The sequence below is a fragment of the Corallococcus praedator genome (assembly GCF_003612125.1).
GTDB classification, from domain to species: Bacteria; Myxococcota; Myxococcia; order Myxococcales; family Myxococcaceae; genus Corallococcus; species Corallococcus praedator.
Genome location: NZ_RAWI01000001.1, coordinates 53203 through 74934, shown reverse-complemented (window position 1 = coordinate 74934; position 21732 = coordinate 53203). Strand labels below are relative to the sequence as shown.

General features: G+C 69.2%; 14 protein-coding genes. 7 read left to right on the top strand and 7 right to left on the bottom strand.

Annotation, left to right across the window (positions count from 1 at the left end; genetic code table 11):
* Window positions 1-31: 31 nt before the first annotated feature.
* On the bottom strand, window positions 32-1072 hold the full coding sequence (locus D7Y13_RS00280; protein ID WP_120581830.1) for a hypothetical protein: 1041 nt from the start codon (window positions 1070-1072) through the stop codon (window positions 32-34).
* Window positions 1073-1133: 61 nt separating this feature from the next.
* A complete protein-coding gene (locus D7Y13_RS00275) occupies window positions 1134-3311 on the bottom strand; it encodes a methyl-accepting chemotaxis protein (RefSeq protein WP_120581831.1) in 2178 nt (725 codons plus the stop codon).
* Between the two features lie 246 nt (window positions 3312-3557).
* Between D7Y13_RS00275 and D7Y13_RS00270 the strand changes: the two genes are divergently transcribed.
* The 6 genes from D7Y13_RS00270 (at window position 3558) to D7Y13_RS00245 (ending at window position 12659) form a co-directional block, all read left to right on the top strand.
* A complete protein-coding gene (locus tag D7Y13_RS00270; protein ID WP_120581832.1) occupies window positions 3558-4511 on the top strand; it encodes a hypothetical protein in 954 nt (317 codons plus the stop codon).
* 32 nt (window positions 4512-4543) lie between these two features.
* On the top strand, window positions 4544-6058 hold the full coding sequence (locus tag D7Y13_RS00265; RefSeq protein WP_120581833.1) for a hypothetical protein: 1515 nt from the start codon (window positions 4544-4546) through the stop codon (window positions 6056-6058).
* A gap of 8 nt (window positions 6059-6066) precedes the next feature.
* On the top strand, window positions 6067-8439 hold the full coding sequence (locus D7Y13_RS00260; protein WP_120581834.1) for a hypothetical protein: 2373 nt from the start codon (window positions 6067-6069) through the stop codon (window positions 8437-8439).
* 90 nt (window positions 8440-8529) lie between these two features.
* Complete coding sequence (locus tag D7Y13_RS00255) at window positions 8530-9369, top strand: hypothetical protein (protein ID WP_120530862.1); 840 nt, start codon at window positions 8530-8532, stop codon at window positions 9367-9369.
* 10 nt (window positions 9370-9379) lie between these two features.
* A complete protein-coding gene (locus D7Y13_RS00250) occupies window positions 9380-10372 on the top strand; it encodes a WD40 repeat domain-containing protein (protein ID WP_120581835.1) in 993 nt (330 codons plus the stop codon).
* Between the two features lie 142 nt (window positions 10373-10514).
* Window positions 10515-12659, top strand: coding sequence for a DUF4082 domain-containing protein (locus tag D7Y13_RS00245; RefSeq protein ID WP_233595205.1), 2145 nt, complete (start codon window positions 10515-10517; stop codon window positions 12657-12659).
* Between the two features lie 80 nt (window positions 12660-12739).
* Here the strand turns inward: D7Y13_RS00245 and D7Y13_RS00240 are convergent, their stop codons facing one another.
* Window positions 12740-14608, bottom strand: coding sequence for a M23 family metallopeptidase (locus D7Y13_RS00240; protein WP_158620234.1), 1869 nt, complete (start codon window positions 14606-14608; stop codon window positions 12740-12742).
* Between the two features lie 308 nt (window positions 14609-14916).
* Here D7Y13_RS00240 and D7Y13_RS00235 point away from each other — a divergent pair, with 308 nt between their 5' ends.
* Window positions 14917-15342, top strand: a complete 426-nt coding sequence (locus tag D7Y13_RS00235; RefSeq protein ID WP_147444124.1) for an immunoglobulin-like domain-containing protein — start codon at window positions 14917-14919, stop codon at window positions 15340-15342.
* 30 nt (window positions 15343-15372) lie between these two features.
* Here the strand turns inward: D7Y13_RS00235 and D7Y13_RS00230 are convergent, their stop codons facing one another.
* The 4 genes from D7Y13_RS00230 to D7Y13_RS00215 form a co-directional block, all read right to left on the bottom strand.
* The gene (locus D7Y13_RS00230) at window positions 15373-16296 is read right to left on the bottom strand and encodes a hypothetical protein (RefSeq protein WP_120581838.1); all 924 of its coding nucleotides are present in this window, start codon (window positions 16294-16296) and stop codon (window positions 15373-15375) included.
* 1 nt (window position 16297) lies between these two features.
* Window positions 16298-19069: a TonB-dependent receptor gene (locus D7Y13_RS00225; protein ID WP_233595206.1), complete on the bottom strand. Its 2772-nt coding sequence runs from the start codon at window positions 19067-19069 to the stop codon at window positions 16298-16300.
* 81 nt (window positions 19070-19150) lie between these two features.
* The gene (locus D7Y13_RS00220; RefSeq protein ID WP_120581840.1) at window positions 19151-19780 is read right to left on the bottom strand and encodes a GNAT family N-acetyltransferase; all 630 of its coding nucleotides are present in this window, start codon (window positions 19778-19780) and stop codon (window positions 19151-19153) included.
* 151 nt (window positions 19781-19931) lie between these two features.
* Window positions 19932-21566 (bottom strand): invertase recombinase-like protein, encoded by a 1635-nt coding sequence (locus D7Y13_RS00215; RefSeq protein ID WP_120581841.1) that lies wholly within the window; start codon window positions 21564-21566, stop codon window positions 19932-19934.
* Window positions 21567-21732: the final 166 nt, after the last annotated feature.

Here is a 21732-nt window from a genome sequence, read left to right as displayed (position 1 = left end):
GCGGACACGGACGCGCGAAGCCGCGTGGCGGCTACGGCTGCGGCACGCCCAGCTCGTAGGCCTTGCGGATGGCCTGGGCACAGGCACGTGACTTCTCGCCCTCCGCATCCGCCCCGAGCTGGCGACTGCGGGCCAGGAGCATGTACCGGGTCCTGGCGGCGTTCACCCAGGGGTAGAAACCAAAGGCTCCCGCCGAGGAGTGGCCCGTCACGGTCCACACGCCACTGACGGTCTCTCCTTCAATCCAGTGCCCCAGCCCGTAGTACGCCTGACCTGCTGCCGTCCACGGCGTGTAGGAGACGTTGGTGCCCCCCTCCCAGGCCGGAACGGAGTCCACGTTCAGCTTGGAGGACAGCTCGTACTGGTTGTTGATCAGCTTCATCAGGAAGACGCGGTAGTACGCCGCGCTGGCGGAGAAACCCCCGGCCGGGGCGACGTCGCTGTCGGACTCCGGCAGGGTGGTGCCCAGCCGGGCGTTGATCCAGTCCATGACGCTGGCCACACCGGTGCCCTTTCTCGCGCCGATATCGTCCAGGGCCAGCTTCTGCATGTGGCCGCCGTTGTAGAAGAAACGGCCGTTCTGGAGCGAGCGGTAGGAGACGTCCTTGTAGGCGGGGCCATAGCAATCCGAGACCGTCGTCCCAGCGTCCCCACACAAGGTGGTGCTCTCGTCGATGTAGCCGCTGGTGAAGTTGAGCCGCTTCTTCTCGTCCGCGGTGAGGTTCGCGTACCCCTTCGCCTGCACGTAGGCCCCCGCGTACAGCCACTTGCTCGCGGACGCGATGGGCATCACCGTCGTCGCGGACACGCCGCTGCCTCGCGGGATTGCGTAGAGCGCCCCCGCTGCATTGCCAAGCTCCCAGTAGAAGTTCCCGAGCGGCGCGCAGCTCGCCGAGGTGTTGGCCGTGTCCAGCGCGGCTTGTTCATACACCGTGAGGGCCGCCTGGGACGTGCCCAGGGACGACTCCTCGATGGGTTCAAGGGCGGCGTCCCCGGCGGTTCCACAGCCGATGAGGTCCAGGGCCAACAGCGCGCACGCCGAGATGAAGGTCGTCCTTCCGTGTTGCTTCATGCGGTGATTCCTCCGGGAAATGCCCTGTGAACCCGGGAGGCATCCGGAAGTTGCGGGGAAACTATGGGGCCGGCGTCTCCTGCGCGTCCAGGGTGCCGGAGCGGAGGGCGTGGTCGGCGACGCCCGACAGGCGCTGGGCCAGCGACTGCACGGAGTGGGTGACGTTCTGCGTCTCGTCCACCACCCTCAGCGTGCGCTGCATCTGGGCGGACAGCTCCTGGATGGCCTGGGCAATCTGGTGCGTGCCCGTGTCCTGCTGGGCCACGGCGGCGGTGATCTGGCGCACGCTGGAGCTGGTGTCGCGGATGATGGAGGCCAGCTTCTGGAGCTGCACGCCGGAGGTGCGCACCGCTTCGAGGCTGCCGATCACCCGCTGCTCGCCCTGCTCGCTCGCCTTCGCGGCCTCGCGCATGCTCGCGCCCACCCCTTCGAGCACCTCGCGGATGCGCTGGGTGGCGTGGATGGACTGGTCCGCGAGGCTGCGCATCTGCCGTGCCACCACACCAAAGCCCTTGCCGGTGTCGCCGCTGCGCACCGCCTCGATGGCCGCGTTGAGGGCCAGCATGTTGGATTGGTCCGCCAGCGCCTTCACCACGTCCACGATGCCGGCGATCTCACGCGTGCGCGCATCGAGCGTGAGGATGTGGCTGGCCATCTCCGACACCTCGGCGCGGATGGCGGAGAGGTCCGTCAGCGTGCGCTCCAGGGCCACGCCGCCGTCCAGCCCCACCTGCTCGGCCGTCTCCGCGGAGGCGGCCATCAGGCGGGCCTTGTCGGCCGTCACGTGCGAGCTCTGGCGGATCTCCTCCACCGTCTGCTCCAGTTGGTGGAGCGCCGTCGCCTGACGGCTGATGCCGGAAGTCTGCTCCTCGCTCGTGGCGCGCAGCTGCTGCACCACCGCGGCCAGCTCTCCGGCGCCGCTCCCCATGCTGTCAGCGAGCTGACGCACCTCCTTGCGCCGCTCCTCCAACCTGCGCGTGTGCTGCGCCAGGGAGCGCATCACCCGCGACGAGCGGCTTGCCACGATGCCCACGAACGACAGCGTGAGCGCGAAGAAACCCCAGTGCAGTTGGAGGTCCGCCGCATCCGCCAGGCCGAGCATGGGGAGCGTGCTGAGGACGCAGAAGAAGAAGAGGATGCCCAGGCCGACGACGAAGATGCGGGCGTCGGAGTTGCCGCGCCAGGACTCCACGGCCACGACGCCGACGCAGACCATGATCCCGGGAAGCGAATAGAGGATCATGAACGGCAGGAGCCCCTGGGCCTGGCTCAGGTTCACGAGGACGAGGGCGCCCTGGAGCGCGGCCGGGACGGAGACCACCGCCGCGCCGATGCGGAACCAGCGCATCCGCCCCTCGCCAATCGTGTCCGAGAGGAACCACGCGAGGCCCGGGAGGATGCAGTACGCGCCCAGCAGCGTGAGCTGGGTGCTGGCGACGCGCAGGTCCCAGAGCGCGGCGAACAGGCCGCTCAAGCCGAGCAGCAGCACGCCCGAGCCCCCGGAGAAGACGGTCAGTGCCACCAGCATGCGCCGCTGGCGGCGCAGCACGGCGGCGCCAGCGCTCACCCCGGCGATGGCGAGCAACATCATTCCGATGACAAACGGCGCCAGCCCCGTGCGCGTCGCCGCGGCGAGCAGTTCACGGTGCGAGCCCACCCTCGCGTCGAGCGTCACGCCGATGGCGAACCCGGTCCCCTGGATGCGCAGCAGGATGCGCGGGTCCTTCAGGTCGGGCGGCAGGGGCACCAGGTGCCAGGCCATGCTGTCCATGCTCTCGCGGCCAGAGGGGTTCACCTTCCCGCTCGCGTAGATGCGCTGGCCGCCGGAGTACGCCTCGAAGGCGTTGGCGACGTTTCCCAGATAGAGCGCCGGCTCCACCCACTTCCCCTCGGGGACGGGGATGCTCAGCCAGAGCAGCGTGTTCGTGCCACGGCCCGGAGGCACCTTCAGCGCCTCCACCGGCTGCCAGCCCTCCTCCGTGCCCGTCGCATTCGCCCAGGTGGGGATGCCCTCGGGCCCCAGCGGCGAGTCACCCCAGCGAAAGCGCCATCCGTCCAACGCGGGCACGCTGGCCCGCACCGGCGCCGCATGCGCCAGGGAAGCCGACATCAAGACAAGGAGCAGCGCGGTGCCCAGTCCCGCGAGGCATGAGCTCCTGCCCGGACGCGGGCTCACGGAGGACCTGGAGGAAACGACGAACACCTTGGGCACGAAGAAGAAGACGCGGGAGAGACCCATGTGGAAGGGATGCTCCGGCGCCAGTGATACAATTGTAAACAGGGTCTGAGACACCCCCCGGATGCCTGCTGGCCCGGAGAGCGTCGCGTGAGCATGCAGGGGAGCCAGCGGTCGCGCTGGCCAGCTCACGGACGCCATGGGCCGCTTCGTCCCACGCCTGGGTCCGCTGGCGGCACGGCGATGTCCCGTGTCCCCCCATCCCGGTACTCCTCTGGGCGCTCCAGAACCCCATCCACAGGAAAAGTCATGAACACGCGAATCGCGGGGGCGGCGTGTGCCCTGCTGATGGCGCCCGCGGCCTATGCGGCGGACGTTGTCGACCTCATCTCTCCGGCGCGCTGCGAGCTGCGCTTCAACCGGCTGGTGAACTGCCACATCAATCCCCAGCAGCTGTCGACGCCCACGGCGGAGACGGCGGTGCCGCTGAAGACCGCGCTGCGCTCCGTGGTCTCCGGCAACTGCTCCACCCAGTACCCGCTGGAGGCCAGGGCGGAGGCAGCGGGAGCATCACCCGCCCTCATTCCCTATCTGCGCGGCACGGAGGTCCTGCTGCGCGGGCCGGGCGGGGCGCCGGTGGGCAACCTCACCCTGAGCGACAACTCCACCTGGACGCCATCGGCGGTGCTGGACGGAAGCTGCCGCATCTCGCTGGAGGTCCGCTGGAACGAGGTGGACGTGGTCTCGACGGCGGAGGCCCAGGCCCTCATCACCGCCCTCGACGCGCAGATCGCCACCGCGCAAAACCACTCGGACCGGATGGAGGAGCTGATGCTCTACCAGCGGGCCTACGCGTTCATGCACAGCCTGGCCGACCGCTTCCGCGTGGAGCTGTCGAACCCGACGATGCAGGAGCTGCGCGCGGCGGCCCTCGAGTCCACGCCCGCGCTGGAGTCGATGGTCCTCAGTTGCGGCGACCTCTCCATCGAGGAGCGTCTGGCCCTGCTGCGGCTGCACGCCGAGCTCTGGGTGCTGGGCAAGCCGGAGGACTGGCAGCGGCCGGATGGCACCGTCATGACGCTGGAGGACCACCTGGGCACGGGCGCGGCGGAAATCCTCGCGCGGCTCAACGCCATCCTCGCCCGGCAGACGCAGAACCCGCCCGACTACGCGCAGCTCTACGAGGACGCGAAGACCGAGGTCATCCGGCTCCAGAACAAGAAGCTCCTCGCCCTGACCCAACTGGACCCGTGGCTGCCGTAGGCGGCCGTCCCCCTCCACCCGAAAGCACGAGCATGAATCCCTTCCGACTCCGCATGGGTCCGGGCACCGCGCTGGCGGCGCTGCTGGCCACGGGCTGCGGGCAGCCGCCCCCGTCCCCACCCGCGCAGGCCCCGCTGGCCACGCAGCGGCAGCACAACTCCACCTACGTCCCCATGTTCTGCGCCTACAGCCCTGGCGCCCTCGCGGAGTGTGCGCCGAGCCCCGCCAGCCCGCAGGTGGTCTACGACCGCGTCGCCAACCGGCTGGCGAACACCTGTGGCTCGGACCTCGCGTGCCGCTACCAGGTCATCAAGTTGTGGTCCGTGGGACCGGGGGAAGACAGCTCCGCCGGGGACCTGACGGCGTGGATGGACTCGCAGCAGCAGGTGACGAACTTCCTGAAGAACAACAACAAGAGCGCGGACGCGCTGCTGGAGAGCCTGAAGATCCACGCGGGAGAGTCCCGGAACTACGTCAAGGACCAGGGGCGCATCCTCGCCGCCGTGACGGAACGCGTGAAGACGATGCTCGGCGCCGCGGAGGCGAAGGTGAAGCAGGAGGCCAGCGCGTACGGAGATCCGGTGGTGCTCGAGGAAGCGGACGTGAAGGCCGGCATGGAGCACCTGGAGGAGACGGTGGCCCGGGCACGGGCGACGCTGGACACGCTGGCGCCCCAGGTGGTGACGCTCGCGAACCGCTTCAGCGCTTACAAGGCCACCGAGGCCGCCACCACCGCGAAGCTCCATGCGCTGGCCAGCCAGGGCTCCGCCGCCGACCTCCAGGGGCTGGTGACGGTGCAGCTCGACGCGGTGGACCTGGCGCATCAGGAGAGCGCCGAGTCGAGCGCGATCGCGATGGAGGCGGTGCGGCTGCGCGTGCTGCTGGCGGAGCTCCAGGAGGACTACGTGGAGCAGCTCGCGCCCCACAAGGACTTCATCGCGCGGCGCGGCCTGCGGATGGGCGACCTGGTCGACGGGGAGCTGGAGATGCTCGGCGGCATCGAGGGCTATGCCGGGTCGCGGCTGCGCAAGGTGCTCACCGGGGTGGACACGCTGCTGGAGGGCATGAAGCAGCGGCGGGACGCGCTCATCGGCCTGGAGGCGAACGCGGCGACGCGTCAGGCGCTGGCGGATGCCGCCTTCCTCACCGCCTCGCAGCGCTTCCTGGACGACGTCACCTCCCGCAGCACGAAGCTGTGGCAGGTGGCGCCCAGGAGCACCGTGCTGAAGCTGTCCTTGCTGGCGGAGAAGTTCGACCAGATGGACGCGTACCTCCAGTTCGAGCCCGCGTGCGCGCCGCCCCAGGCGGGGCAGCGCTCCTGGCGGGAGGCGGGGTGCGTGGCCATGCGCCGGGACTTCTCCCGCGTGCGCTCGTGGATGACGTCCACCCTGCCCGGCACGCTGCGGATCAACGTGGCGATGATGCGTCAGGCGGGAACCGTGCCCGCGGCGCTGCTGACGGACGTGGAAGCGAAGCTGGCCACAGGTCAGCTCAAGACTGCCGCGATGGTGCATGACGCCGCGCTGCGGGTGTCCGACGGACTGTGAGGCCCGACATGAACAACCGACCTGCCATCCCCCCGCGCACCGGGGCCTCCCGGATGCGACGCGCCCCCCTGGCCCTGCTGTTCGCGCTGCTGTCCGCGAGCCCCGCGCGGGCCGACCCCTACGAAATCCTCTGGGAGACCGTCTCGTACGTCGGCTCCAAGGGCAGCAACAGCAGCGCCACCATCGTGCAGGAGGGCGATCCCTTCTTCAAAGTCAACAGCATCCCCCTGCCCACGTACACCATCCCGAGGGCCTACCGAGTGGCCCAGAACCGGGACCTCTACAACGCGTTCAGCGCGCCGTTCGACTCCGTCCTGCTGCGGCCCGGAAACAACTCCTTCGACTTCAGCGTCACCACCCTGGGTGGCAACGCGAACACCTTCACGACGGAGCTCGTCAAGCTGAGCCGACCCGGGCAGGGCCTGATGCCCCTGTTCTACGTCAACCGTCAGGGCACGGAGTTCACCGGACGGACGAACGTCAACTTCACGCTGCGGGAGATCAACCCGGGGCTGGCGGACCGCATCGCGGAGCTGGAGCGGGCCCTCTCCGAGGACCGCAACAAGCTGCTGGGCAACGCGAATCGCATCGCCGACCTCTCGGCGCAGCAGGCGCGGCTCGACAGCCTGGAGGCGGAGCTGACGACGCTCTTGCAGAAGGGCTTCGACGAGCTGACCGCGGCGGAGCTGGACGCGCTCCTGCGCCGCTACCCGGACGTGCCGTCCAGCACGCGCCGGGCCCTGGTCAACCTGGTGGCGGACCTCAAGAAGAACGTGACGCAGCTGCGGGCGGAGATTGCCCGCATCACCACGGAGCTGGGCCTGCACGTGGACGAGGCCGTGTCGCTCATCGAGGCTTCGGTGGCGCAGGCGGGGCATGACCTGGGCTCGCCGGACAGCTTCGAAACCGGCAGCGGGCTGGACGAGGTGCCGGACGTGACGGTGCCCGAGGTCGTCCCCAACGACGACTTCGACCCCGCGCATGATCCGTATGCGGCCTTCGCGCAGCAGGTGATTGCCCGGCTGGAGCAGCAGATGGGCACCGGCTCCGCGCAGGACCGGGTGGGTTTCCTGACGACGGTGCGCGGCTGGCGCGCCAACGTGGACGCGATGCGCCGCTCGCTGGAGTCCCGGGCCGCCGTGTCGAACGACGAGTGGGCGGCGTTCCTCAACGCGCGCCAGGGCGTGGCGTCCTACGTGCGCACCTTCATGGACGAGTCCGGCTGGTTCGTGGACAGCCCCATCCCCCAGGACATCCGCCACCGGCTGGACACGACGTTGATGGCGCGGACGCCCCAGGCGGCCACGGCGCTCAAGGACGCGCTGGCCGGCTGGGACCCGAACATGACCCCCGAGGAGCGGCTGCTGCTGGAGACCATCAATGGCCTGCTGCACGGCGCGGGCGCCGCCATCTTCAGCGTGGACACGAGCGCGCTGTCGGAGCTCACCCGGCTGACCCAGTCCGTGGCCACCGCCGCCGTGGAGGTCGGGCGGTTCGCCGTGGGCTTCACCCCGGTGGGAGACGTGCTGGACCTGTGCGAGGCCGTCACGGGCAGGAAGTTCTGCCTGCCAAACGGGGAGGAGCTGTCCACGGAGGAGCGCATCGCCTCCGGCCTGGGGGTCGTCATCGGCAGCGGTGCCTTCTGGCACGGCGTCATGGCGATAGCCCCCGCCGCCGGGCGCGTGGGCAAGATCCTCGACAACCTGGTGCTGGACCTGGGGGCCACCGAGGCCCGGTTCCTGCGCTCGCGCATCGGGGACAACGCCATGTCCCACCTGGAGGAACTCACCGGGAAGCAGATCAAACACCTGGCGGACACCTACGGCGACAAGTTCGTCACCGACTTCGCCTCCACGGTGGGCGGCGGCGCGATGAACAAGGTCGTCGGCTTGGACATCTTCCTCACCATCTGGAACCCCAGGGTGCGTGACACACTCATCAAGAAGAACATGGGCGGGTCGGCGCGAAGCCTGCCCTCGATGAAGGGCATGATCCTGGAGGAGGTCCAGGCGCTACTGCCGCAGAAGGGCTTCGTCCTGAAGGCCTCCGACAGCGTCCAGGAGGTCTGGGCGCACGCGGACGGCTCCATCATCCGCATCGCGCCCAACGGGACGGCCGGTCGTCCCCGGCCCCACCTCAAGAAGGAGGTCTCGCACACGCCCGGCGAGTATGCGCCTGCGGACATCGCCGCCAAGGTGACGGACTCCAACGTGCTCGTCCCCCAAGGCCAGAAGGAAGCCCGTACCGGATTCACCAAGTGGTTCCGCGAGGCCATGCTGGCCAAGTCGAAGGGCCTGACCGAACGTGACCTGAACGCCAGCGAGATGGCGATGCTGGAGCAGATCTGGGCGGATGCGTCCCACGTGGACCTGGGCCCCTGACGCAGCAGTCCCTTGCCTCCCACACCCTCAACCCCGCCGGGCGCGTGGCGTCGCTGCCGACGCGCGCGCCCGGCAACCCGTGAGCCCTCCATGAAGACCCTCCTCCAGACCTTCGCACCGGCGCTCGTCGCCCTGGGAATCCTCTCGTCGTCCTCTCCGGCCAATGCCTTCAACTTCCAGTACGTGAGGGAGGTGTCCATCGACATGTGCGGTTGGGCGGACCGGCCCATCACCAGCACCTGTGTCCTGGTGGACGCGTCGGGGAGCAACGCCATCGCGTGCGGCGCGCCGTCGCAGCCGCCGCCCACGACGCACCCGACGTTCAACCTGACGGCCAGCGAGCCGTGCCCCCTGGACCCGTACAACGGCTGCCCGCGACAGCGCTGGAAGTGGAGCGACGAGCGCATGCTCAGCGGCTTCCGCTCCAATGAGATCCGCTGCCCCACGAACCCCGCGGAGTGGGGGACGGGCATCTACACGCTGCCCTTGATGACCAGCCGCAGCGGCCATGTCTTCATGCAGGTCCCGGCGTTCTTCGCCCACCAGACGGCGAAGAAGGTCCGGGCCCAGGTGAAGCTGCGCGCCTACTCGCTGCGCCCGTGGGAGCCCTGGAACCTGCCGTACCGGCCCATGACGGCCATCCTCGCGCTCCAGCAGCTCAACGCGCTCAACCAGTGGGTCGATATCGCGACCCAGGTCGTCTACGACGATCCCCTGCACACCACGACGTATTACGTGTACGAGGCCGAGGCCATGGTCCTGCCCTTCTCGATGGTGCGGCTGGAGCTGCGCGCCGGCTCCGTTCCGGCGCCCGTGTCGACGAATGACTTCGAGTACTACAAGAACTACCACCTGGAGCTGGACATCATGGAGGGGCGCCTCATCCTCCCCGAGTGCATCGTGGACCAGAGCACCGGCACCTGCTTCTAGGGGAACGCGCATGAACGCCTCACGTCCCGTCATCACTCCGGCCCAGGCCCCCCACCTGAAGCGCGTGCGGGAGCTGGGGCCCCGGCGAATCCCCTTCTCCTCGGGTCACCAGCTCGGCTTCGACCCGGGCGGCACGCTGCTGCTCGCGAAGGGCCGGGGGGAGGCGCCGTTGCGGTGGTGGGACGTGGGGAGCCCCTCGGACGCGCCCCTTGGCACCTTCGAGGCCCCACCCTCCGCGGCCCCAGCGGTCCTCACTGGCGGCGACCGGGTCGTCTGCGTGGGGCCGGCGAACCTGTCGCCCGCGGGGCTCTGGCGGCCGCGGCTGCTGGCCCTCTCCGCGAGGGACGGCGCACTGCTGGGCGAGGAACACGTGCAGCATGCGGTGACCACGCTCGCCAGGTCCCGGGGCGGTGAGCACCTGCTGGTCGTGCCAGACGGAGGAGCGCCGTTCATCTGGGACGTGAAGTCCTGGCGGCTGGCATGTGAGCTGGGGGGCCTGGACATCGAGGCCTCCGTGACGGCGTGCGCGCTCTCTCCAGACGGCCGCTTCGCGGCGGTGACCGCGATTCCCCATGACGGGCAGCAGGGCAATCTCTGGCTCTGGGAGACGACCCCGGGGGCAAGGCCCTGGCGACTGTCCATCGATGCGTCCCCGGCCTGGAGCGTCGCCTTCCACCCCACGGAGCCGCTGCTCGCCGTGGGCGGGCTCACGGAAGACGTGGTCGTGGTGCACGTGGGCGAGCGCCGGCTCGTGCGGACGCTGGCGGGGTTCCGCGGCTATGCCTGCAACCTGGACTTCAACCCGGAGGGAACGTTGCTCGCGGCCTCGCATGACAGCCGTGGCTTCAGCGTCCACCGCTTCGACACGGGCGCGGAGCTGTTCCGCACGGGCGACGACAACGACATCCAGACGAGCGACGTCCTCTTCTCGCCCGACGGGCGCCTCCTGGCCTGGGGACAGGGAGACGGCACCGTCGGGCTGTGGGGCGTGGACCCGCGCTGAGTCCCGTCACGCCGACAGGGCCCTGGCCACCGAGGTCGCTCGGGGCAGGAAGAAGCGAGGCGACCGAAACCCGCTTTAGCTTCAAAACATGACATCCTGGATACAGCGGTCTCCCCCTGCCGCTGTTCCCAGGAGATGTGACGTGCATTCATCCCGATACCGGCCCCACGGCCTGCTCTGGCTCCTTGCGCTGGGTTGCCTCTCGGCCTGCGCTGACGAAACCCCGGTGCCCACCGAAACGGGCGAGCTTTCCCGGAGTGTCGACAGCGAGGTCAGCATCTTCGGCGCGGGCGTCCTCCCCACGACGAGCGCGGACCCGGACATCGCGTCCGTGGAGCTGGGCGTGAAGTTCCGCGCCAACGTCCCGGGCGTCGTCTCCGGCATCCGCTTCTACAAGGGCAGCGCCGCCAACACGGGGCCGCATGTGGGGAGCCTCTGGAGCCGCACCGGGCAACGGCTGGCGACCGCCACGTTCACCAACGAGACGGCCACCGGCTGGCAGACGGTGCGCTTCACCACCCCCGTGAGCATCACGGCCAATACCACCTACGTCGCCTCGTACCTGGCGCCAGCGGGGCGCTATGCCTCCACCGGCGGCTTCTTCAATGGACAGGGCGCGGCGAACGGCCCCCTGACGGCGCTGGCCTCGGGCGTGGATGGCCAGAACGGCGTGTATGTCTATGGCAGCGGCGGCTTCCCCACGCAGAGCTACAACCACAGCAACTACTTCGTGGACGTGCTCTTCACGTACAGCCCCGATACGAGCGCTCCCACCGCGCCGGGGGCCCTCGTCGCCACGGCGCCTTCACCGGGCGCCATCCAGCTCACCTGGAGCGCGGCCACCGACAACGCGGGCGTGACGGGCTACCGCGTCTTTCGCGGGAGCACGCAGGTCGCGTCGCTCTCCGGCGGCACGCTCGGCTACCTGGACACCGGGCTCGCGCCGTCCACGCTCTACACGTACACGGTGAAGGCGCACGACGCGGCGGGCAACGTGGGCGCCGCCTCCAACGCGGCCTCGGCCACCACGCAGCCGCCCCCGGCGGGCGGCGGGCTGAGCCTGCCCCGCGTGCCCTGGGAGGGAGGGCCGCCGTTCTACGCCGCCTACCCGGCCATGGCGGGCACGCCGTGGCTCACGGAGGACTTCTTCCCCATCGCCTACTGGGGCGCGTACACGGACACGGAGTCGCGGATCATCACGGACAAGGCCCATGGCATCAACGCGTTCCTGGAGACCTACGCGGGCAATGCCTCGTCCGCGGGCTGGATGCGCAAGCACGGCATCTGGAACCTCGCCGGCTCCGGCGCGGGCGGGGAGGCCGTGGGCGCCACGTTCCCCGATGAGACGGACATGTGGGGCGGACCGGGTTGGGATCCGTGGACGGGCAACTACGGCGGCTATGACGTCTGCATCCCGGATGATCCGCGCCGCTGCGGCTTCACGCTCTACAACACCGAATACCAGCGGCTGAACAACCCGGCCGCCTTCATCTACGCGAACGTCGGCAAGGGCGCCCTGATGTGGTGGGGGGACCGCGACCGGGAGATCGCCCTCAACGGCGCGGCCGGTCCTGACAGCCGGGCGAACTGGCGGCTGGGCATGGTCACCGGCGACATCTACTTCTACACGGACGGCAACATCGGGGCGGAGGCCGTCACCTGGTTCGGGATCCCCGCGAGCGAGGTGCGGCGGGCCTCCAACTACGGTGAGGTCCTGATGACGAACCTGCGGACCGCCTCCAGCGCGGGCAACAATGGCAACCCCCGCGCCGCGCTCGGCGTCGTCGTCGAGCTGGGAGGGCAGGCCACGGGTAGCACCCTCAATGCCAATCAGGTGGAAGGCGCCGTCTGGTCCACGCTCATCCACGAGGCGCGCGTGGTGGCGTACTTCTCCCACGTCTTCTCCGACACGACGGCGAACCCATCCTCCACGGACGTGCTCAATGACACCCGGCCCGCGTATCAGGCCACCCGGGACCGCGTGAAGGCCGTCAACGCGCGGGTGCAGTCGCTGGCCCGGGTGCTCAACACCCAGTCCTACGTATGGCAGTTCAACCCGAAGCTGAGCACGATGCTCAAGTTCCGTGACGGCGCGGCGTATGTCTTCGCGATGCAGAAGCGGCAGTACGCCAGCGGGAGCTACACCTTCACGCTCCCGCTCGAACTGCCCGCCAGCGGCACCGTCGAGGTGGTTGGCGAGGGCCGCACCCTCCCCTACTCCGGCAGCACGTTCACGGACACGTTCGCCGCGGAATACACGCACCACATCTACCGCATCGTGAGGTGAGTCCCCGGGCGGGGGCCGGCGTGGCCCCCGCCAGGGAGGGTCGTGCGAGGTGCGGAGACCTTGCACGACCCCAGCGACGCTCAGGGCTGGACGACGTTGATGCGGGAGAAGCCGAAGCCCGCGATCTTCCAGACGCCGCCGTCCAGGCCGCGCACGTGCGGAAGCCCCTGGAACACGGTGATGTCATAGGCGCGGGCGCCGCCGGGGTGCTCGGCCCAGGTGCTGCCGCCCGTGGAGGACCAGACGCCGTCATTGGCCCCGATGCCCCACAGCTTGCCGGAGGTGCCGTCCACCGCCAGCCGCTTGAGCGTCGTGGTGGCGGGCAGCTGCACGAAGGAGGAGCCGTTGTACTTCCAGACGCGGTCATCCATACCGATGATGTAGGGGATGCCCTGGGCGACCGCGATGTCCTTGCCCGTCGAGGCGGTCGGGAGGTGGGCGCTCCACAGGAGGGTGGCGGGGTTGAAGGAGTAGACCTTGTCGTCCAGGCCAATGACCCAGGCCTTGCCGGTGGACTCATCCACCGTGAGGCGCTTGGCCGTCTGCGCCGTCTGGACCCACCCGGAGCTGGTGCCCCGGTAGACGAAGTCGTTCATCCCAATCACATACGGAACCGCGGCGGAGACGGCGATGGCCTTCGCGGAGCCGCCCGGGTTCACATCCAGGTAGACGCCGGTGTGGAAGGTGCCGTTCAAGCGGTCCTGGGTGGTGCGGACCGCGTTCGTGTTGCCCACGGCCCACAGCTGGCCGTTGGGGGCCAGCGCGAAGTCGTTGAGCACGGCGTGGTTCAGCACGACCGGCAGGCTTGCGGAGGGCCAGAGGAGCGAGTTGACGTGATTGGGTGCCGCTCCGCTGGGAATGCCCACGCCGTTCATCACGGACCAGGGCGCGAGCTGCTCCATCCCGTACCAGCCCGTCAACACCGCCTGGTCAATGGCGAAGGCACCGTCGAGCGGCAACGGGCGCAGCGGGCCTCCGCACTGGGGGGACCACAGCGTCGCCGACGCGTCCGAGGCGATCGCTCCGATGTGGAGGTGCGGCTTCGAGGAGCTGCCCGAGTTGCCCAGCAGGCCCAGGTAGTCGCCCACGTTGACCTGCGCGCCAATGGACAACAGAGCAGGGTTGAGCGTGCCGGCCTGCATGTGGGCATACCCGACTTCATACGTGCCGTTGTCGACGAGGAAGCTGTTGCCGCCTCCGTGCGATGCCGGGTTGACCGAACCCACCGGGAAGTTGGTCGGGTCGGTGTTGACGAAGGCCGACACCGTGCCCGCGGAGACGGCGAAAATGGGCTTGCCCCACTGCCGGTAGTGCTCGTTCTGCGAACCGTCGGTGCCCGGAAGCAGGTCGGACCAGCCGGAGCCCGTCCAACCATAGACGCCCACGTCATGGGCGAAGAGCTGGCAGCCCTGGACGCTCGCGCCGTGCACCGCGCCCATGCCCTGCCAGTACTCGTGGGGGCGCAGGTCGCCCACCCGGCCCCAGAAGCGGTTGCTGCCCGACGGAGTGGGCGCCTGGTAGGCGGCGAGCGAGAACGTCTCGATCACCGGGGTCGGGTAGCCCGTGAAGTAGAGCCAGACGCGGATGGTGGCCGGCGCGGGGTTGGGCAGGATGATGTTCTGGGCGGTGCTGAACGACCAGTTGCGGATCGCGTTCGCGGGCACGGCGACGCTGGTGGACATGGCCGACAACAGCGTCGTGCCAGGGAAATCAATCAGCACCTGGGTCAACGTCACGGACGTCGCCTGGTTGTTGCGCAATGCCAGCGCGAGCGACAGTTGGTGGCTGGGACCCGGCCCGGTCGAGGACGGGGACGCCATGGTGTGGTAGCGGATGGCGCCCCCCTCCATGGGCTCGTAATAGGTGGTGACGTTCGGCGCCTGGGCGAGCGCGAGCGGACCCCACAGGAGACAGGGCAACAACAGCAGCAGCGTGCGAAGCTTCATCATGGCGTCTGGAGTCCTTGGGGTTGGCAGCAGGCCATCCCCAGAGCAACGCGGGTGCCAATCCCCGCGAGGAACTCCTTCCCCCAGAGGCGACCTCCAGGACGGCAAGCATTGCCGTGTTCCGGGCCGGAAGTGCCGGCAAGGTCGGCCACCACCGGCCGCGTTTGCCGGGCGGCGCGGAGATCCGTGATGCCTGACGCACGACTCCGGATTTCTGAGTGGGCCTCTTGTGCAAACCTTCGAGAAGACAGTGGGATGAGAATGGCCCGGCGGCTGCATTGGCGCAGGGGCTCATTCTCAGGAGGATGCAGATGCGACACGCACTTTCGTTGATGGCGCTCACCACGATGCTGGTGGCCTGTGGGGAGGTCGCGGTCTCCCTCACCACGGACGCCACGGAGTATCAGCCCGGCGACACCGTACAGCTCGTGCTCCAGAACGAGGGCACTCGCAAGGTGGGCTACAACCTCTGCACCGTCCGGATGGAGCGCCAGGAGGACAGCGGGTGGGTCTATACGCCGCACCTGGGCGAGAACGAGGCCTGCCAGCTCATGCAGCACACGCTGAAAGGCGGCGCACAGGCCCAGGGCACGCTGCTGCTGCCCGCGGCGTTGCCGACCGGCGAGTACCGCATCGTGCACGATGTGGACACGTTGCGGACCGACTCCCAGGGGCAGACCGACCGGGAGCCGGTGACCAGCAATACCTTCCACGTCGGCGAGGAAGGGACACCGTAGGGCTGGCGGCGCTCGATGGGGCGGTGGTGCTCAGGGACTCCAGCGCGCCCGGCGCACCAGCCATGAACTGCCGCCGCGCCCATCGCGCACCACGGCCCAGAACGTCACCTCCTGCGCCGCCGCGCCTTCGGCCGGCTCCCACTCCGTGCGGTGTCGTCCCTGCTGGCCACCGAAGTCCGCGCCGCCCGTCTCCTGCGGACTGAACTCCCCCAGCGTGGCGTGCCAGGAGATCTCCCACGCCTCCTTGAGCGTGACGGCCTGCAGTCGCAGGCCCGGCACCACGTACGTCTCCTCGCGTGCCGACACGTCCTCGGACGTCACCACGAAGGGACCGGGGCCGCTCAGCGCCAGCGGCTCGCCGTCCGGCCAGGCCACGTCGTCCACGAGCAGGCCCGGCAGCACCGGCTGCTCGTTGGCCTTCATGCCCTCCACCACCGGGCACCAGAAGACCATCAGCTTCTGCGCGTACACCTCTTCATCGCCCGCCACCGCCCGCAGGACGAGCGGCATGCGGATGCCTCCCAGCCCCTGGTAGGGGTCCTCCTCCTGCACGCGCTCCAGCAGCAGCCGGTCCTCCCCCACCCTGGCCGCGCCGGGACGGATGGGGAGCGTCAGCTCACCCTCGCCCGTGGTGCCCTCCGCGAGCAGCGCGCGGTCCGCCTCGTTCGCGCACGTGCGGTCCTCCGGATCCGCGCACGCCCACAGCGTGTACTGGATGGAGCGCCCCTCGCCCGCGGGGTCCACCAGCAGCGCGCGGTACGTCACCTCCGCCGCGAGCGCGTCCAGGGCCTCCGGCGTGCGCTCGCAGGTGGAGGCCATCAGCTCCGGCTGCTCCGTGGAGACGCCGAGCACCCGGAAGTCGTGCACGCGCGAGGGCTGATCTTCGGGATCGACGCAGGCGAGGGCCGTCATCGCCAGCAGGAGCAGGCCTCCGGTGTTGATCAGGGCCTTCATGTCAGAAGCTTCCTTTCACGCCCACCACGGGAAGGATGGGGATGCCGGGCACCTCGTACTCCTGGCGCAGCCGGTAGTCGTTGAAGACGAACTCGACGTTCTCCGCGTTGTAGAGGTTCTGCACGTCGATGTACGCCCCCAGCGTCCAGCTCTGGAATTGCCAGCTCTTGTCCAGCCGCACGTCCAGTTGGTGGAAGCCGGCCGTGCGCGCCGAGGCATACGGGCCATACGTGCCGTTGAAGCGGTTGCGGTCCGCCTGGTACAGGTCGAACGTGTGGTTGAGCGGCGTCGTCGGACGGCCGGTGGTGTAGCGGAAGCGCCCGCCCAGCTCCCAGCCGTTGCCCAGCACGTAGCTGCTCACCAACGTGAGGATGTGCGTCTGGTCGAAGGGACTGAGGCCGTACGTCTCATCTCCGTCGCCACCGAAGCCCCCGCCGAAGCCACCGCCGCCATCGGGCTTGGGGCCCGCGCGCCCGTCGAGCGAGCGGCTGAAGGTGTACGACAGCCAGCCGGACCACTTGTCCGACGCGGACGCGCGGTCCTTCTTCACCATCACCTCCAGGCCCAGCGCGCGGCCGATGCCCTCATTGGAGTACGGCAGTTGGACCACGCCCCCACCCGAGCGCGTGACGAGCTGCCCGGGCGCCACGATGTTGTTGAAGCGGCGGTTGAAGAAGCCCGTCACGTCCACGTTGAGCACGTCCGTCAGACGGTGGTCCACGCCGAGGCTGCTCTGGAACGCACGCTGGTAGATGAGGTCCGGATTGCCATACGGCAGGTCGATGAAGCGGAACGTCTCCGGCGGCTGGCTGTAGAGGCCGAGCGAGCCCTTGAGGTTGGTGCGCTCGGTGGCCGCGAAGCGCACCCACAGCCGTGGATCCAACGCCAGATTCCGGGTGTTGCCCGCACTCTGGAGGTTGCCGCGCACGCCGGGGGTGAAGGTGAACTTCCCCACCTTCAGGTCCGCCTCCACGAAGAGCGCGCCGTCGAAGGCGCCCAGGCCGATCTTCTCCACCAGCAGCTCGCCCACGGACTCGGCGCCGGGGAAGGCCACGTACTCGAAGTTCTCCGGCGCGGGGAACTGCACGTCGTACGACTGGTGTTCGTACACGAGGTCCAGGCCGGTGCGCACGGTGAGCGCGGAGGACAGCTCCAGGCCCAGCACCTCGCGCGCGCCCACCGTGTAGCCCACGCCGTCCTGCTTCGCGGCACCGAACTCGAAGCTGTTCGCGTCGTAGCCCAGGTACGGCGTGAAGACGGAGGTGAGCGCGCCCTTGCGGTACGTCCAGTCACCCTTGATGCGGTGGAAGAGGGTCTGCGTGTCGATTGACAGGTCTCGTTCCGTCTTCGGGCCCGAGGACACCACCCGGAGCTGGTCGTCACTGCCGAAGGCCATGACGTAGCCGGTGCTGCGCGCGCCGCCCGCCTGGGCCTGGGCCTCCTCTTCCGAGCGGGCGCCCCGCTTCGCGCCGAAGTCCACGCGCAACTGGTAGTCCCAGTAGCGAGGAACGACAGACAGCGTGCTGCCCTCGCTCTTGGGGAGGAAGACGGGCAGCAGCGTGTCGATGTACGAGCGCCGCGCGGCGGCGGCCACGCTGATGCCATCCGTTACGGGCGCCTCCAGGAAGAAGCCCGCGTCCAGCACGTCCACCTTCACCGAGCCGTGGAACGTGTCGGCGGCGCCCTTGCGCGTGCCGACCTCCACGATGCCGCCCACCGCGCGGCCGTACTGGCTGCCGTAGCCACCCGGATAGAAGTCGAGCTGGTCGATGAACTCCGCGTTCACCACCGAGGGGCCGCCGAGCAGGTGGAAGAGGATGGGGATGCCGACCCCGTCCATCATCGTCGCCGTCTGGCCGGGGTTGGAGCCGCGCACCAGCAGCTCGCCGGAGATGAAGGGCGCACGCGCCACGCCCGGCAGGGTCTGGATGACGCGGATGGGGTCTCCGAACGTGCCCGGCGTCCGCTGCGCCTCCTCGCGCGTGATGGTCCGGCGCACGACCTCCTTCTTCGGCCGCTCGGAGCGCACCACCGTCTCCAGCGCACCGGCGGCGGGGGCGAGGAAGAAGTTCACCTCCGTCGTCACGTTCTCCTGGAGCTGCTCCTTCGTCTGGTAGAGCTGGAAGCCGGACGCCACCACGCGCACCGCGCACTCGCCGGGGGGCACCTCAAGCGTGAAGCGGCCGTCCGCGTCGGAGATGGCCTCGGGCGCCTCCGGATCGTCACCACAGCGCACGGTGGCACCGGCCACCCGTGAACGACTGCCACGTGAGATGAGCTGGCCGGTGAGCGTGGCCTTCGGTGCCGCCTGGACCTGCTCCTGTCCGGAGCCCTCCGTGGGCGGAGCGTCGAGGGTGAAGTGGTAGACGTACTCCACCTGCACCGGCGCGGGCACGCCGTCCACCTCCGCGGGCGAGAAGCGGAACTGGCGCACCGCCGCGAGGGCCGCCTCGTCGAAGCCATGGCCCGCCGGCTCCGTGGGCAGCACGTCCGACACGGTGCCGTCCGCGGCGATGGTGATGATGAGGCGCACGGAAGCGGTGAGCCCCTCCGCGAGCGCTTCAGGCGGATATGGGGCCGCCACCTGCTGCACCAGCTCCGGAGGCTTCGTCATCGTGGGCTGGGCCTGCGCGGGCGGAGCGCCCTCGGGCGGCGACGGTGGCGCGGCTTGCGTGGGCGGCGTGCCGGACTGCGGGGCCTGCGCGAGCACCGGGGTCGCCAGCAGGAGCGAGGCCGCGGCGAGCGCGCTTCGGGCTTTCAGGTTCGGGGACATGGCGGGCGCGAGCATACGGGATGCGGCGTCGGGTGAGTGACACCGTCGCCCTATCTTGAAGTCCCGACACAGGGACGTGACTCAGGGGAGCTTCTGCCCCAGCATGTCGAAGGCCTCGAAGGGGATCGCGGCGGCATGGCTGCCCGGGTACTCGGCGGCGAGCAGGGTCCAGATCATCGTGTCCCGGAGGCTGCCGTCGGGCGCGACGAGCCGCTGGCGCAGGGTGCCTTCGTGGGTGAAACCCAGCCTGCGGGCGACGCTGGCACTCCGGGCATTGCGCGGGTCGCAATGGATCTCGACCCTGCGCACCCCTTCCAATTCGAAGGCGACGCGGGTGAGCGCCCCCGCGACCTCGGTCGCGAGGCCACGGCCCGTGTGCCCGGCCGCGATCCAATAGCCAATCTCAAGTCCTCCCTCGCCCACGCGAGGATGAAGGCCGGTCCCCCCAAGGACCTCGCTGTTGTCGCGAGAGAACACGGCGTAGGCGAAGTCCTGCCCGAGATCGAAGAGACCGCGCATGCGGCGCAGCTGCATGGCCTGCTGCATCACGCTCATCGGATAGCGCTTCGCCCATTCCATCCAGGGGAGCAGGTGCTCAAGGCTGGATTCGATGGCGCGGAGAGCCTGAGCGGCGTCCGCGGGTGACCAGCAGCGCAGCAGGGCGTGCTCGGTCTGGACGGTGTACGCGGGACGGGAGGAGGTCGTGGTCATGGCAGGATTGAAGACAGCCGATGGCGCGACTCCGTGCCGACACCGGGGCACCCGGGGCGCGCAGGCCAATTGAGTCGGCCTGCGAGCCTACTCCATTGGGCTCGCGGAGACGCGAGCCCGTGGGTGTCCGCGGAGGTGGGTCAGCGTCCGTTCAGTCCTTCGTGCAGACGACGTCGTCGACCTGGAGGTGGTCGCGGTCGGCCTCGCTGCGGCTCGGATAGAGGAACAGGCGCCAGTCGCGCACATTGCCGGTGAAGCGGAAGAACACCGGCTGCCACGCGTCGCTGTCGACGGCGAGGAAGTCGGTCTGCACGCTCCAGCCGCCGCTCGAATAGCTGCGATGGCGGATGCTGCCGTGGCCTCGCACCCGGTACGAGCAGGAGTAGCTTCCGCTCGGGACGTTGAACTTCTCCAGGGAGAAGCGCTCGGCCACCTGAATCGGGACCACGAACTGCAGCGCCAGCGAGCCACCGTGCACCGCGGTCGAGTACGGCACGAGGCGCGAGGGCTTGATCTCCGTGCCCGGGTCGGAGATGCCGTTGTCCATGCCGTACCAGTAGTCGGGGAGGTAGTGGTTCCCGTAGTAGGGGATGGAGTAGGTGTTCCAGGATTCAAACCCACCATTGCGGATGATGTTCGCGGGGTGAGCGGCGGCGACGCAGCGCCGGGTTGCCGGATCGCATGCGGGCAGCGCACCGACACAATCGTAGGTGGTGAAGCAGGCGCCTTCGGCCAGCTCGCACACGCCGGTCGTGGGGTTGCAGCTCGTCGCCGCGTGGCTGCAGGTGACGCCGGCGCAGGGGTCGCCCGCCACGCACAGATGCGTGGCCTGTTCGCAGACCGGCGTCGCCGGGGTGCCCGCGCAATCCGCGTGACGGGTGCAGCGATCATCGGCGACCACACAGGTGTGGGTCGCATCACAGGACTGCCACTCGTTGCAGTCGGTGGCGTCCTGGCAGCGACCGGAGAGCGGCTCGCAGGTCGCGGTGGCATTCACGCAACGTTCCCAGACCTCGCAGCTGACCGCATCACACGGCTCGTCGGCGCGCACGCAGCGCACGTCGTCGATGAACAGGTGCTCCCCGCTGGTGTTCCGGACGCTGAAGATGAGCTCGAAGGTGTCGAAGACATCGGCGGCGAGGTTGAAGTTGTACGACAGCGCCTTCCACTCCTTGCTGTTGACCGTGGTGTAGGCCGAGTAGGAGGAGTAGTCGTCGTCGAAGAAGGCGTTTCGCACGTCACCGTTGCCCCGCGCCTGGTAGGTGCAGGAGTAGCGGCCGGCGCGCATCGACTTCGCGAGGGTGCTGAAGCGCTTGTGCGCAGTCACGGCATTGATCAGCTGGGCCGCGTTCTTGCCTTCGAAGGCATTCGTCGTCGCCCGCCGGACCCCGTCGCTGGTGATGTTCGACGTGCTGCCGTACCACATCGCCGGAAGCTCACCGGACCAGGCCTCGAAGCCCCAGTTGTCGATGACGTTTCCCACAGGAGGCTCGCCCGCGTCCGGCGTCTCGCTACCTGCATCCGGCGTCTCACTGCCCGCGTCCGCCGTCCCACCGCCCGCGTCCGGCGTCTCGGAGCCTGCATCCGGCGTCTCGCTACCTGCGTCCGGCGTCTCGGTGCCCGCGTCCGGCGTCTCGGTGCCCGCGTCCGGCGTCTCGCTCCCTGCGTCCGGCGTCACGACACCTGCATCCGGCGTCCTGCCGGCATCAGGTGTCACCTCTGGATCCGAATCACCGCAGGCAACCACCAAGAGCAGCGAAGCCAGACACACTCGAACCAACGTCACAGCGAGCCTCCATTTTCCAGGAAATATCCACTCCTACCACACTTCCCCCCCCAGTGGAGAGCGACACCGAAGCCACAAGAGGCAAGCTCCACAGCGGATTCACGGTCCGGATGAATCCACCGTGACAGGTGGTGTTGATGACGGGGCGGGGCCGTCCTCGGCAGGG